Below are 13,780 nucleotides of genomic sequence, written 5' to 3'. Positions count from 1 at the left end.
TCAGCGTCCGGCCGGAACGCCGGCAGACGCCGTGCACCGTCCGCGCAGGTAGGTGGCGACCGCCCGGCCGGGCAGTTCCATGCCCTCGAAGGGTGTGTTGTCCGAGAGCGAGGCCAACGACTTGCCGTCGACGGTCCACCCGGCGTCCGGGTCGATCAGCACCAGGTTGGCAGGTTCACCCGTCGCGATCGGCCGACCCTGGTCGGTCAGCCCGCCGATACGCGCAGGTGCTTCCGACATCACCCGGGCGACCCCGCGCCAGTCGAGCAGACCGGACCGGACCATCGTCAGCACCACCACCGACAGCGCCGTCTGCAGACCCAGCATCCCGGGACTGGCGTTGTCCCACTCGGTTTCCTTGTCCTGGCTGGCGTGCGGTGCATGGTCGGTCGCGACGATGTCGATCACCCCGTCGGCCAGCGCCTGCCGGAGGGCATCGACGTCGACCGCCGTCCGCAGCGGCGGGTTCACCTTGAAGACGGGGTCGTAGCCGACCGCCCGGTCGTCGGTCAGCAACAGGTGGTGCGGCGTCACCTCGGCGGTCACCGCGGTCCCCCGGCGCTTCGCCGCGGCGACCACCTCGACCGATCCGGCGGTGGAGAGGTGACAGACATGCAGGCGGGAGCCGACATGGTCGGTCAGCAGGCAGTCCCGGGCGATGATCGCCTCCTCGGCGACCGCCGGCCAGCCGGTCAGCCCGAGCCGCGCCGACACCTCGCCCTCGTGCATCTGCGCGCCCTGGGTCAGCCGCGGTTCCTGCGCATGCTGGGCGATCACCCCGTCGAAGGCCTTCACGTACTCCAGCGCCCTGCGCATCAGCAACGCATCGGAGACGCAGTCGCCGTCGTCGGAGAACACCCGCACCGCGGCGGCCGAGGTGGCCATCGCGGACAGCTCGGCGAGCCGTTCGCCCTTCCGCCCGACGGTGACCGCACCGATCGGGTGCACATCCACCAGCCCGACGTCCCGGCCGAGCCGGTAGACCTGCTCCACCACGCCCGCCGTGTCGGCGGTGGGGTCGGTGTTGGGCATCGCAAACACCGCGGTGTACCCGCCGAGCGCCGCGGCGGCGGACCCGGAGGCGACCGTCTCGGCATCCTCCCGGCCCGGCTCGCGCAGGTGGGTGTGCAGATCCACCAGTCCCGGCAGGACGACAAGCCCGGCGGCATCGACGATCTCCGCGTCCACTGCGCGCCGGTCGGTGGACGCGGCCGGTCCGGTCGCGACGATCACGCCGTCGGCCAGCAACAGGTCGAGTGGCTCCTCGCCGTACGGGGCGGCGCCCCGGATCAGCACGGCGCCACCGATGGAAGCGTCCCTGATCGATGCCTCCCTGATCGAAGCCTCCCTGATCGATGCGTCCCTGATCGAAGCGTCCCGCGTCATGCAGGTCCCCCACTCGTCTGGTGATGTCCGCCGCTGTCGCCCATCTCGCCGGACAGCAGCAGGTACAGCACGGCCATCCGCACCGTGACGCCGTTGGCGACCTGCTCGACGATGACCGATCCGGCGCCGTCGGCGACCTCCGGGGTGATCTCCATCCCCCGGTTCATCGGACCGGGATGCAGCACGACGCCGTGCGGCGCGATCAGTTCCCGGCGCCGCTGGTCGAGGCCGTAGGAACGGCTGTATTCGCGGGCGGTCGGGAAGAAGGCGCCGCTCATCCGTTCCCGCTGGACGCGGAGCATCATCACCGCGTCGGCGCCGACCAGTGACGCGTCCAGGTCGTAGGACACGTCGGCGGGCCACGCCGTCACACCCACCGGCAGCAATGTGGGCGGGGCGACCAGCGTCACCTGCGCACCGAGGGTGGACAGCAGCAGCACGTTGGACCTTGCGACGCGGGAGTGCAGCACGTCGCCGACCACCACGATCCGCCGGCCGGCGAGCGCGCCGAGGTGCCGGCGCAGGGTGAAAGCGTCCAGCAGGGCCTGGGTCGGGTGCTCGTGGGTGCCGTCTCCGGCGTTGATCACATGGCCGTCCACCCAACCCGAGAGCTGTTGCGGCGCACCGGATGACGAGTGCCGGCAGACGACGGCGTCGGCGCCCATCGCCTGCAGGGTCCAGGCGGTGTCCTTGAGCGACTCGCCCTTGGACACCGACGATCCCTTGGCCGAGAAGGTGATGACGTCCGCCGAGAGCCGCTTCGCGGCCAGCTCGAACGACAACCGGGTGCGGGTCGAGTCCTCGAAGAACAGGTTGACGACGGTCCGGCCGCGCAGCGTCGGCAGCTTGCGCACCTCGCGGCCGGCTATCGCCTGCTCGATCCGCGCTGCGGTGGACAGCACGTGCTCGGCCGTTGCCCGGTTGAGGTCGCCGGCCGACAGCAGGTGTCGCGGCAGCTCGACGGACCCGGCGGGGGCGTCGGTGGACCGCTGGACGGCCGGGCGGTCCAGAGCCTGGCCGGCCGTTTCGGTGTGCCGTACGCCGGTCGTCATGAGTCCCCCTGAATGACGGAAGCCGGCCCGCGGGTGACGTCGACCCCGTCCGAGCCGTCGATCTCGGCGAGCCGGACGGCGACGTCGTCACCGAAGGCGGTCGGGATGTTCTTGCCGACGTAATCGGCGCGGATCGGTAGCTGCCGGTGCCCACGGTCGACCAGCACGGCGAGCTGGACGACCGCGGGGCGACCGTGATCGCGCAGCGCGTCAAGTGCCGCCCGGATGGTCCGGCCGGAGTACAGGACGTCGTCGACGAGGACCACGGTGGCGTCCTCGATGCCCCCGTCGGGCAGGCTGGTCTCCTCCAGCGCCCGCGGCGGGTGCAGCCGGAGGTCGTCGCGGTAGAGGGTGATGTCCAGCGCCCCGAGGGCGGTCGGCCGGCCGGAGAAAGTGGTCAGCCGCTCGGCGAGCCGGCGGGCCAGGTACACACCGCGGGTGGGGATGCCGAGCAGGACGACGGGGCGGTCGCCGTTGCGTTCGAGAATCTGGTGGGCGATCCGGTCGATGGTCCGGCCGATGTCGGCGGGACCGAGGATCTGACTGCCGGGGGCCGTCGGATCAGCCCCGTTCGTGCCGGCCTGAGCAGGGCGCGGTTGCACCACTCGAGACCTCCTTTCCCGCCTCACTGGACGGTCCTTAAAGGATGTCTGGCGCAGCGGCAGCCCGGCGTGGAGCGTGCCGGAGCCGATGCACCCGGAATGTTACCAACCACCGGCCGGCGTCCCGGCCGGCGCGGACGGGCGCCGGTGTGATGCCGGTCCCTCGGCAAGATTCACCCGGACGCGCGGTCACGAGGTGGGCGGGCGGCGAGTCCGGTTGGCATGGAAGTCCCGAGTTCGACTACTCTGCGTATACAACAGCAGTGTCGCTTCGTACCTTGCCCCAAGGAGTCACGATGTCCCAGGACTATGCCCACGCATTGGGTGCGCGACTGCGCGCCATCAGGGCACAGCAGGGTCTGAGCCTGCACGGCGTCGAGGAGAAGTCCGAGGGCCGCTGGAAGGCCGTGGTCGTCGGCTCCTACGAACGTGGCGATCGAGCGGTGACGGTGGCAAAGCTCGCTGAACTTGCTGAGTTCTACGGCGTGCCGGTGGCAGAACTGTTGCCCGACGCCCGGGCAACACGCCGTGGGTCGTCCAGCCCGAAATTGGTCATCGACCTCCAGCGCCTCGGCGAGTTGCCGACCCATCAGGCGGGCCCGCTGGCCCGTTACGCCGCCGCGATCCAGTCCCAGCGCGGCGACTACAACGGCAAGATCCTGACAATCCGATCCGAGGACCTTCGGTCACTCGCCGTGATCTACGACATGAGCGCCGAGGACTTGACCGATCAGCTGATGCACTGGGGTGTGTTGCCGCAGGGTACCGAGCTGGACTGATCGGACCGCGTCGCGACCATCACCCCTCGGGTGGGCCAACAGGGCCGGCCGCGGCGAAGGTCGCCTCCAGGTCGGCGTGGTCGGCGGCGGCACCGAGTTCCACCAGGCACGCACCCAACCAGCGGTACGTCCACTCCTGCGCCAGCGGTCTGGTCTCGCAGAACACGACGGGCACGGTGGGAAACCGGGCCTGCGCCTCCGCCAGCGCTTCCGCCAGGGTCGCGCCCGGTGCGTGCGGCAGCTTGAACAGTCTGCTGTACCGGTCCTCCACCACGACGGCCGCCCGCGGCAGCGCGGTCAATTCCGCGAGCGCATAGGTCAACCGTCCGGACAGCAGACTCGCCGAAAGATCTTCCAGGGTCTTGCGTTCCACTGCTGCGACCACCTCGTCGTCCAGCAGAACCGCGTAGTCCCCCGCCGCCAGACGCCGCCTCGTTGTGCTCGCCTGCTGGCCGGTGAATCGGTACGGGTATTTCTCGGCCGTGTCGACAACGATCTCGAGTACCTGGCCGTGCGCACGCGCCGTCGGGATTCGAACGGCCGGACGGGCCTGTTTGGCAGTACGCGGGGATTGCCAGAAGATGATCTCCCGGCCGCGGGCCATGGCGATGACGAATTGTGAACGGTTCTCGCGCGCGCGGGTCAGCACCAGGTCGATCGCCGGTCCCCTGCGGACACAGGACCGCACCGCGAGCCGCTCGACGATCTCCGCGTTCTCCGGCCACCCCGGTGCCCGGTGGCAGTAGACCTTCTTCTCCCGCGGCCACGTTTCCTTGGCCTTGACGACGATGCCGTGCGGACCCAGCGGTATCCGAACGAGGAACGGGAGGGTGGAATCCGGTTCGGGATTCCGGGCGATCAGCAGGTCGTCCGGCATGCGAAAAGGATGCCACCCGCGGCAGGCTAATGCCCCTAGGCTCCGCGCAACTGCGGGGTGATCACCACGAGTTGCCCCAGCACGCCGTTGACGAACTTCGGTGAGTCGTCGGTGGACAGCAGCTTCGCGGCGTCCACCGCCTCGTTCACCACGACGGCCGGTGGGACGTCGACCGAGTAGAGCAGCTCGAAGAGCGCGATCCGCAGGATCGCCCGGTCCACCGCCGGCATCCGGTCCAGCGTCCACCCTCGGGAATGCTCGGACAGCAGCCCGTCGATCCGGCTCCGGTGCTCGACCACGCCCCGCACGATGCCCTCGGCGTAGTCGCCCATCGGCGACCACGAGTGCAGCTCCTGGCCGGTCGGCCGCTCCATCCGTTCGGCCAGCACGACGAGCGGGTCGACCCCACGGGCCTCGGCCGCGAAGAGCACGTCGAGCGCGCGTTTGCGGGACTTGCTACGGGCGGACAAGAGAGGCCGGCTTTCTGCGGTGAGGGGTTTTCCGTGTGCTGCGGGAGATCAGGAGTTGACCCGACCCAGGTACCGGCCGTCCCTGGTGTCGACCTTGATCTTGTCGCCGGTGTTGAGGAACAGCGGCACGTTGATCTCCGCACCGGTCTCCAGGGTGGCCGGCTTGGTGCCGCCAGTGGACCGGTCGCCCTGCAGGCCGGGGTCGGTGTGCGAGACGAGCAGCTCGACGGAGGCCGGCAGCTCGATGTAGAGCACCACACCGTTGTTCTGCGCGACCATCGCCTGCTGGTTCTCCAGCAGGAAGTTCGCCACATCGCCGACCGTGGCGGCCGGGACGGTGATCTGGTCGAAGGTGTCGCCGTCCATGAAGACGAAGTCGGCGCCGTCCTTGTAGAGGAAGGTCATGTCGCGCTTGTCGACGGTCTCCGTGTCGACCTTGACGCCCGCGTTGAAGGTCTTGTCGACGACCTTGCCGGTCATCACGTTCTTGAGGGTCGTTCGCACGAACGCGGGGCCCTTGCCCGGCTTGACGTGCTGGAACTCGGTGATCGTCCAGAGCTGGCCCTCGAGGTTGAGCACGAGGCCGTTCTTGAAGTCGCTGGTTGAAGCCATGAAGTTTCGCTTGCCTTTCGCTGTCCGCCCGACGGGCTCAATCAAGCACGCAGAGTTCTTTGGAGGTCTGCGTGAGGACGTGGTAGCCGTCCGCGCGGATCACGCCGCTGTCTTCGATGCGAACACCGCCGCGCCCCGGCAGGTAAACCCCGGGCTCCACGGTGACGCACATGTCCGGGACCATGATACTGGGCGATTCGCGCGCCAGACTCGGCGCTTCGTGCACCTGCAACCCGACACCGTGTCCCAGACCGTGCGAGAACTGCGGACCGTACCCGGCGTCGGCGATCACCTCACGGGCGGCGGCGTCGATCTGTGCCCCGGTTGCCCCGATGGTGCAGGCAGCACGCCCGGCGGCCTGCGCGTCGTGCACGAGCCGGTAGATGTCCCGCTGCCAGTCCGCCGGCTGACCCAGCACGAACGTCCGGGTCATGTCCGAGTGGTAGCCGTCGACGGTGGCGCCGAAGTCGAGTTTGACGAAGTCCCCCGCTGCCAGCACGGACCCGGTCGGCCGGTGATGCGGAACGGCGCTGTTCGGGCCGGCGGCGACGATGGTCTCGAACGAGGGGTCCTCGGCGCCCAGCTGACGCATCCGCTGATCCAAATCCAGGCCCACCTCCCGCTCGGTCCGGCCCGGCCGGATCCCGCCGGCCTCGATCAGCTCCTCGAGGGCGCGGTCGGCGACGGCGCAGGCCCGTCGCAGCGCGTCGACCTCGCCGTTGTCCTTGACCGCGCGCAGCGTCTCCACCAGGTCGACGGTCGGCACGAACTCGATCTCGTGGTCACCGCGGCCGGCGACGACGGCGGAGAGTCGGCCATGGTCGGCGACGGTCACCGCGTTCGCCTCGAAACCGACGGCGCCCGCCGGTGCCTGCCCGAGCAGGGCGGCATCGCAGGGCCGGGCGATCAGTCGCGGCAGGTCGGGCACTTCCTGCTCCGCCTGGGTGGTGTACCGGCCGTCCGTGCAGAACCGCGTCCTGGGATCGCCGCCGGTGGTGCCGGCCTCCGCCGATCGCAGCCGACCGGCGTCACCGTCCTCGTCGTCGGTGCCGACCAGCAGCAGCGCGGCGTTCGATCCGGTGAACCCGGTCAGGTAGCGGATGTTGATCAGGTCGGTGACCAGCAGGGCATCGACCCCGTGGTGCACCATCCCGGCGCGCAGCAGGGCCCTGCGCAGGGCATGAGGGGATGTCCGTTCGCCGTTCACAGGTCGATCGTCCTCCCTCGCGAGCGCTGCCCGGCCACCACCGAGTACGCCGCAGCCAGCAGAACGGGGTCGGGGCCGATCAGCCGACCGGGCCTGGCCAACGCGTCCAGGATGACGAAACGCAATGTGCCGGAACGGGTTTTCTTGTCCGAGCCCATGATGGTGACCAGTTCCCCGAGCGCATCCGGGTCGTACGTCGTCGGCAGCCCCAGGGTGTGCAGCACCGTCAGGTGACGGTCCGCGGTCGCGTCGTCGAGCCGTCCGGCAGCCCTGGCGAGTTCGGCCGCGAACACCAGCCCCACCGACACGGCGGCCCCGTGTCGCCACTTGTACCGCTCGCGTTTCTCGATTGCGTGGGCGAGGGTGTGCCCGTAGTTGAGGATCTCCCGCAGCTCGGCCTCGCGCAGATCGGCGGCCACCACCTCCGCCTTGACGGTGACAGCCCGCCGGACCAGTTCGGCCAGCGCCGCACCGGTCGGGTCGACAGCGGCGGCGGAGTCGGCCTCGATCAGATCGAGGATCGCCGGGTCCGCGATGAACCCGCACTTGACGACTTCGGCCATCCCCGCGACCAGCTCGTTCGGCGGCAGCGTCTCCAGCGTCGCAAGGTCCGCGATCACCGCGGTCGGCTCGTAGAACGCGCCGACCATGTTCTTACCGGCGTCGGTGTTGATGCCGGTCTTGCCGCCGACGGCTGCGTCCACCATCCCGAGCAGCGTGGTGGGCACCTGGATGACGGCGACCCCCCGCATCCAGGTGGCGGCGGCGAACCCGGCGACGTCGGTGACCGAACCCCCGCCCAGGCCGATGACCACGTCGCGCCGGTCCAGACCGATCTGGCCGAACACGTTCCAGCAGAACCCCAGAACGGTCAGGTTTTTCGCGTCCTCGGCGTCCGGGACCTGCAGCAGGTGCACGTCCAGACCCGCGTCGGCGATCGCCTCCCGGATCACCTCGGCCGTCGGGGTCAGCGTCGGCGGGTGGATCAGCGCGACCCGGCCGGCACCGGTGGCCACCGTCGCGGCGATCAGCTCGTCGAGCAGGCCACGGCCGATCACCACGTCGTACGGCGCACCGGAGGCGACCCGCACCGTCACCGGGTCGGCGTTCACGTCGGGCTCGAGGTCCGGGCTGCTCATGACAGACCCAGCTTCTCGATGATCACCGTGGCGACCTCGTCGACGGTCAGCGCATCGGTCTGTACCGAGATGGTCGCCACCTCCTCGTAGAGCGGCAGCCGGGCGTCCAGCAGCGACTTGTAGGTGGCCCGCGGGTTCACCCCGGTGAGCAGCGGACGGTTGGAGGCCAGCCCGGTGCGCTTGACCCCTGTCGGCATCGTGACGCTCAGGAAAACGACGGTCCGGCCGGCGAGCGCCTGCCTGGTCTCCGGGGCGAGGATGGCGCCGCCGCCGAGGGCGAGCACGCCGGTGTGCTCGGCCAGCGCGTCGGCGACCGCACGGCGCTCCATCTGGCGGAAGGCGGGCTCCCCGTCGGTGTAGAAGATGTCCGGGATCGGCCGGCCGGCCCGGGCCTGGATGTCGGAGTCCGTGTCCCGCAGCTTCGTACCGGTCATCCTGGCCAGTGCCCTGCCGACCGATGACTTGCCCGATCCCGGTGGCCCGACGAGCACGACCAGCGGACCGGTGGACGGTGGCGCCGTCATCGGGTCGGGACGGGCGGCGCCGCCGCCAGCGGCATGGTGTCCGCGAGTGTCGCGAGGTAGGCCTGCACGTTGCGGCGGACCTCGGGAACCGAGTCCCCGCCAAACTTCTCAGTCACCGCGTCCGCGACGACCAGCGCCACCATCGCCTCGGCGACCACACCGGCGGCCGGCACCGCGCAGACGTCGCTGCGCTGGTGGATGGCGACGGCTTCCTCGCCGGTGGCGACGTCGAGCGTCGCCAGCGCGCGCGGCACGGTGGAGATGGGCTTCATCGCCGCCCGCACCCTGAGCACCTCGCCGTTGGTCATCCCACCCTCGATGCCGCCCGCCCGGTTGGACCGCCGGGTGACGCCGGGGTGGCGCGGGTCGATCTCGTCGTGCGCCTTCGAGCCCCGCCGGCGGGCGGTCAGGAAACCGTCACCGATCTCCACACCCTTGATCGCCTGGATGCCCATCAGGGCCGCCGCCAACCGCGCGTCGAGTTTCCGGTCGCCGTGCACGAACGACCCGAGACCCGGTGGGAGGCCGTAGACCAGGACCTCGACAACGCCGCCGAGGGTGTCGCCGTCGGCCTTCGCCGCCTCGATCTCGGCGATCATCGCGGTGGCCGAATCCGGGTGCAGGGCACGCACCGGTGAGGCGTCGATCGCGTCCCGGTCGGCCGGTGTCGGCAGCGGCCCGTCGACCGCGTCGCCCTCGCCGATGGACACCACATGGGAGACGACCTCCGCGCCCAGGACGGCCCGGAGGAACTGCTGCGCAACGGTTCCCAGCGCGACCCGGGCCGCGGTCTCCCGGGCGGACGCCCGCTCCAGGACGGGGCGTGCGTCGTCGAAGCCGTACTTCTGCATCCCGGCGAGATCGGCGTGGCCCGGCCGCGGCCGGGTCAGCGGTGCGTTGCGGGCCAGGGCCTTCAAGGCGTCGGCGGCCTGCTGGTCCCCGGGCGGGTCAGGGGCCATGATCTGCTCCCACTTCGGCCATTCGGTGTTGCCGATCTCGACGGCGAACGGCCCGCCCATCGACACCCCGTGCCGCACCCCGCCGATCAGCGTCACCCGGTCCTGCTCGAACTTCATCCGGGCACCGCGGCCGTAACCGAGCCGGCGGCGGGCAAGTTGGGTGGCGATATCGGACGAGGTCACCGGCACCCCGGCCGGCAGTCCTTCGAGGACGGCGACCAGGGCGGGACCATGGGATTCACCTGCGGTGAGCCAGCGCAACACGCGCGCCATCCTCCCACGCCCGCCGCGGTGGCCCGTCCCCGACGACTGCGCGTGGGAACTCAGCCCGGCGACGCGGTCGCCGACGATCCTCCGGCGCCGGACAACCGTCTCCGCTGCGCCGAGTTCCAGGCCACCCCGGCCAGCACCACGATGCCCGCCAACGCGACCATCACCCCCGACGCCGCTCCGGTCCACGGCGTGGTGTCGTGGGAGGTGTAGCCGACAGCGAGCGAGACGATGAAGTACTCCGGCAACGGCGTCGCGAGCACCAGCAGGCCCGCCCAGAGCGCCCAGGCCAACGCCGGCAGCAACCCGCCGTCCTCCGGCCCGACCGCCCAGCGGGTGAACATGACGACCAGAGCCATCGGCGCGGCCACCATCCACAGCGGCATGAGCCACGACGCGACAGCGGTGGCGGGTTCGATGGGCACGCCCGCTCGGCCGCTCAGGAATGTGGTGACACCGAGCAGCAGGACCGACAGCACGAGCAGCGCCTGCAGCATTCGCACCCAGATCACGGAACGCACAGCGGCGAAGACCAGCGCGATGGCGAACCCGATGACGATGTAGCTCGCCCCGGCGAGCTCCGCCGCTCCCGGTATCGGATCCCACGGCTGCGTCGGCAGCAGGTAGTCGTACCGATGGTCCTGGAGCAGCACGCACGGACCATTGTCGAAGCCGTCGCTGCAGGCCGGGCCCCAGCGCAGCCGAGCCGCCATGATCGAGAGGCCGCCCGCCACCAGGAACAACAGCCCGGCCAGCACCGTGAGCCCGGTGGCAATCCCCAACGGACGTGGGCCCCGAAGGTCCGATGCTGCGACGGGTGTCGCGTCAGTCGCCGGTCCACCGTCCACCGTTACCCCCCGAGAAGTGCACCCCGGGGCCAACGTATCGGCTGGATCGGCGGCCCATCAAGACCGCTCACTCCGACGAGGGACGGCTCAGTGCGCGGCCTCCCAGGCGGCGTAGGCGTCGTGCACCACCCGGATCACGTCGTCGACGTCGTCGGTCACGTGCAGCAGGCCGAGGTCGGCCTCGGAGATGTTCCCGGCCTCGCAGACCGACGCCCGGATCCAGTCCGCCAGCCCGCCCCAGTACTCCGACCCGAACAGCACGACCGGGAATTTGGTGACCTTCTTGGTCTGCACCAGGGTCAGCGCCTCGAACAGCTCGTCGAGCGTGCCGAATCCGCCGGGCAGGCAGACGTAGGCCTGCGAGTACTTCACGAACATCGTCTTGCGGGCGAAGAAGTACCGGAAGTTGATGCCGAGGTCGACGTACTGGTTCAGGCCCTGTTCGAACGGCAACTCGATACCGAGGCCGACCGACATGCCGTCGGCGGCCTTCGCGCCCTTGTTGGCGGCCTCCATGATCCCCGGCCCGCCGCCGGTGATCACCGCGAAGCCTTCCTGCGCCAGCGCGGCGCCGATCTCCTCCGCCTTGCCGTAGTACTTGCTGCCCGGCTTGGTCCGGGCCGACCCGAACACGGTGACCGCCCGCGGCAGCCCTGCCAGCGCACCGAAGCCCTCGACGAACTCCGCCTGGATCCGCAGCACCCGCCACGGGTCGGTGTGCACCCAGTCGCTCGGCCCCCTGGAGTCGAGCAATCGCTGGTCCGTGGTGCTGCTGCTGGGGTCGCGCTGGTCGCCGCGCAGCCGCACCGGGCCGCGGAATCGCTCCGAGACGTGGCCGTCCGCCTGCGGGATGTCCGGATCTTCGAATTCAGTCACAGCAGCAACAGTAATGACGCCCAGTGGCCGCAGGAGCCGTTGCCCCGCCCTGTCGCGACGCGTTCATCAGCCGTTCACGGCCCAGCACCGGGGCCACCAGGAGGAGAACCGGGCGTCACGCCAGGAAACCCCGCAGTTGCTCCGTCATCTGCCGGATCTGCTCCCGCGACACGTGCTCCTCCCGGGTGTGCGCGAGCGACGGATCACCCGGGCCGTAGTTGACGGCCGGGATCCCCAACGCCGCGAATCGGGACACGTCGGTCCAGCCGAACTTGGCCTGTGCGGTGCCGCCGGTCGCGGCCACGAACTCCGCGGCGGCCGGCGCCGACAGTCCCGGCAGCGCCCCGGCCGCGACGTCCAGCACCGTCATCTCGACGTCGGCGAACAGCGTGGCCAGCACCTCGACGGCCTGCTGCGGGCTGCGGTCGGGGGCGAACCGGAAGTTGACCTTGATCGAGCACTCGTCGGGGATGACGTTGGACGCCACCCCGCCGGTGATGGACACGGCGTTCAGGCCCTCGTGGTACTCGCAGCCGTCGATGTCCACGATCCGCGCCTCGAACGCCGCCAGCCGGTCGAGCACGCCGGCCATCTTGTGAATCGCGTTGTCCCCCAACCATGATCGTGCCGAGTGCGAGCGCCGGCCGCGGACGGTGACCTGTACCGCCGCCGTGCCCTGGCAGCCGGCCTCCACTTGGCCGTTGGTGGGCTCCCCGAGGATGGCGAGGTCGGCCGTCAGCCACTCGGGATGCTCGGCCTGGATCCTGGTCAGCCCGTTGCGCTCGTACTCGACTTCTTCGCAGTCGTAGAACACGAACGTCAGATCGCGCGACGGTTCGGTCAGGGTGGCGGCCAGGTGCAGCAGCATCGCGTCGCCGGACTTCATGTCCGTGGTGCCGCAGCCGTGCAGCGTGTCGCGGTCCAGCCTGGACGGGACGTTGTCCGCGATCGGAACGGTGTCGATGTGCCCGGCGAGCATCACCCTGGTCGACCGGCCCAGATCGGTCCGGGCCAGCACGGAGTTGCCCAGCCGCAGGACCTCCAGCGACGGCACCCGCCGCAGGGCCGTTTCGATGGCGTCGGCGATCTCCAGCTCGTTCCCGGAAACCGATGGGATGTCGACCAGCGCCGCGGTGAGGTCGGCGGGGTCGGACTTCAGATCCAAGGCGTCAGGCACGTCAGGCACAGTACCGTCGGCTCCGTGCGCACGTCGGTGAAGATCAGCCTGGCCATCGCCGGCCTGGTGCTGGTCATCGTCGCCGCGGGTGGCCTGCTGGTCTGGCGCTCCGGGCTGCTCTCCGGGCCGGAGTGCACGGTGCCCGGGGACCCGGCCGCCCCGACCGCCTCGCCGGCCGTCGAGGCGACGGCCGTCCAGCTGCAACACGCTTCGACGATCAACGCCGTCGGGCTGTCCAGAGGCATCGGTGAACGCGGCCGCATCATCGCCGTGGCGACCGCCTACCAGGAGTCGACGCTGCGGAACCTGCCGGACGGTGACCGCGACTCGGTGGGCCTGTTCCAGCAACGACCGTCGCAGGGGTGGGGCACGATCGGGGAGATCAGCGATCCGATCTACGCGGCCGGCAAGTTCTACGAGGCGCTGGTGGAGGTCGATGGCTGGCAGGACCTCCCGCTGACGCAGGCTGCGCAGGCCGTGCAGTACTCCGGTTTCCCGGACGCCTACGCCAAGTGGGAACCACAGGCCACCACCCTGGTGCGCGCGCTGAGCGGCGCCCAGCCGCTGGCGCTCACCTGCCATCCGCGCTCGGAGCAGCCGACGGCGGCCGGCCCTGAGCGGGCGGCGCCGCCCGGCATCGAAGGAGCGCAGCCGGCCCTGGCGTCAGTGCTCGCCGCTGCGAACGCGGAGTTCGGCGGGATCAGCGTGCAATCCGTCTCGCCGGATGGGTTGACCGGGACCGCGCGCCTGGCCGGCTCTGAGCTCGAGCCTGCTACCGCGGGCCGCACCCTCGCAGCCTGGGCGGTCGCGCACACCGCGGGCCTCGGGGTGAGCGGGGTCGCGGTGCAGGACCAGCGGTGGTCCGACGACGAGTGGACGGCGGGGCCGTCGCTCGCCGACCCGTCCCAGGCGGAGATCACCGTCTCCCCGTGATCCCCGTGATCCCCGTGATCCCCGAGCGCCCCGTGACGACCGAGATGGCGGCCGCGGCGGCACGCGTGC

15 protein-coding genes are annotated in these 13,780 nt (G+C 70.5%); 2 read left to right on the top strand and 13 right to left on the bottom strand.

Annotated elements, in window-relative coordinates; translation table 11 throughout:
• From ACVBEQ_RS20470 to pyrR, 3 genes are all read right to left on the bottom strand, one after another.
• Positions 1–1,386: a dihydroorotase gene (locus tag ACVBEQ_RS20470; protein ID WP_447155157.1), complete on the bottom strand. Its 1,386-nt coding sequence runs from the start codon at positions 1,384–1,386 to the stop codon at positions 1–3.
• Positions 1,383–2,342 (bottom strand): aspartate carbamoyltransferase catalytic subunit, encoded by a 960-nt coding sequence (locus ACVBEQ_RS20465; protein ID WP_447155240.1) that lies wholly within the window; start codon positions 2,340–2,342, stop codon positions 1,383–1,385. Before ACVBEQ_RS20465 ends, ACVBEQ_RS20470 begins: the two co-directional genes overlap by 4 nt.
• Before the next feature lie 92 nt (positions 2,343–2,434).
• A complete protein-coding gene (pyrR, locus tag ACVBEQ_RS20460) occupies positions 2,435–3,040 on the bottom strand; it encodes a bifunctional pyr operon transcriptional regulator/uracil phosphoribosyltransferase PyrR (RefSeq protein ID WP_447155239.1) in 606 nt (201 codons plus the stop codon).
• 296 nt (positions 3,041–3,336) lie between these two features.
• Between pyrR and bldD the strand changes: the two genes are divergently transcribed.
• On the top strand, positions 3,337–3,819 hold the full coding sequence (bldD, locus tag ACVBEQ_RS20455; protein ID WP_447155156.1) for a transcriptional regulator BldD: 483 nt from the start codon (positions 3,337–3,339) through the stop codon (positions 3,817–3,819).
• A gap of 19 nt (positions 3,820–3,838) precedes the next feature.
• Here the strand turns inward: bldD and ACVBEQ_RS20450 are convergent, their stop codons facing one another.
• The 10 genes from ACVBEQ_RS20450 to dapE form a co-directional block, all read right to left on the bottom strand.
• Positions 3,839–4,696, bottom strand: coding sequence for an ERCC4 domain-containing protein (locus ACVBEQ_RS20450; protein ID WP_447155155.1), 858 nt, complete (start codon positions 4,694–4,696; stop codon positions 3,839–3,841).
• A 35-nt stretch (positions 4,697–4,731) separates the two neighbouring features.
• Positions 4,732–5,166 carry a transcription antitermination factor NusB gene (nusB, locus tag ACVBEQ_RS20445; RefSeq protein WP_447155154.1) on the bottom strand — a complete coding sequence of 145 codons (435 nt, stop codon included), beginning with the start codon at positions 5,164–5,166 and terminating at the stop codon, positions 4,732–4,734.
• A gap of 48 nt (positions 5,167–5,214) precedes the next feature.
• Positions 5,215–5,778, bottom strand: a complete 564-nt coding sequence (gene efp, locus ACVBEQ_RS20440; protein ID WP_447155153.1) for an elongation factor P — start codon at positions 5,776–5,778, stop codon at positions 5,215–5,217.
• A gap of 37 nt (positions 5,779–5,815) precedes the next feature.
• Entirely contained in the window at positions 5,816–6,985 is a 1,170-nt protein-coding gene (locus tag ACVBEQ_RS20435; protein WP_447155152.1) for a M24 family metallopeptidase, read from the bottom strand.
• A complete protein-coding gene (gene aroB / locus ACVBEQ_RS20430) occupies positions 6,982–8,124 on the bottom strand; it encodes a 3-dehydroquinate synthase (RefSeq protein ID WP_447155151.1) in 1,143 nt (380 codons plus the stop codon). The genes ACVBEQ_RS20435 and aroB overlap by 4 nt, the downstream gene beginning before the upstream one ends.
• Positions 8,121–8,648 (bottom strand): shikimate kinase, encoded by a 528-nt coding sequence (locus tag ACVBEQ_RS20425; RefSeq protein ID WP_447155150.1) that lies wholly within the window; start codon positions 8,646–8,648, stop codon positions 8,121–8,123. Before ACVBEQ_RS20425 ends, aroB begins: the two co-directional genes overlap by 4 nt.
• On the bottom strand, positions 8,645–9,880 hold the full coding sequence (gene aroC, locus ACVBEQ_RS20420; protein WP_447155149.1) for a chorismate synthase: 1,236 nt from the start codon (positions 9,878–9,880) through the stop codon (positions 8,645–8,647). The genes ACVBEQ_RS20425 and aroC overlap by 4 nt, the downstream gene beginning before the upstream one ends.
• 50 nt (positions 9,881–9,930) lie before the next feature.
• On the bottom strand, positions 9,931–10,725 hold the full coding sequence (locus ACVBEQ_RS20415; protein WP_447155148.1) for a hypothetical protein: 795 nt from the start codon (positions 10,723–10,725) through the stop codon (positions 9,931–9,933).
• Positions 10,726–10,812: 87 nt separating this feature from the next.
• Positions 10,813–11,601 carry an LOG family protein gene (locus ACVBEQ_RS20410; protein WP_447155147.1) on the bottom strand — a complete coding sequence of 263 codons (789 nt, stop codon included), beginning with the start codon at positions 11,599–11,601 and terminating at the stop codon, positions 10,813–10,815.
• 115 nt (positions 11,602–11,716) lie between these two features.
• Complete coding sequence (dapE, locus tag ACVBEQ_RS20405; protein ID WP_447155146.1) at positions 11,717–12,778, bottom strand: succinyl-diaminopimelate desuccinylase; 1,062 nt, start codon at positions 12,776–12,778, stop codon at positions 11,717–11,719.
• 24 nt (positions 12,779–12,802) lie between these two features.
• Here dapE and ACVBEQ_RS20400 point away from each other — a divergent pair, with 24 nt between their 5' ends.
• Positions 12,803–13,711, top strand: a complete 909-nt coding sequence (locus ACVBEQ_RS20400) for a hypothetical protein (RefSeq protein ID WP_447155145.1) — start codon at positions 12,803–12,805, stop codon at positions 13,709–13,711.
• Positions 13,712–13,780: the final 69 nt, after the last annotated feature.

Source organism: Nakamurella sp. GG22, from assembly GCF_052976845.2.
Note: the sequence above shows the minus strand (reverse complement) of the source record. Positions and strands in the feature narration are given on the sequence as shown.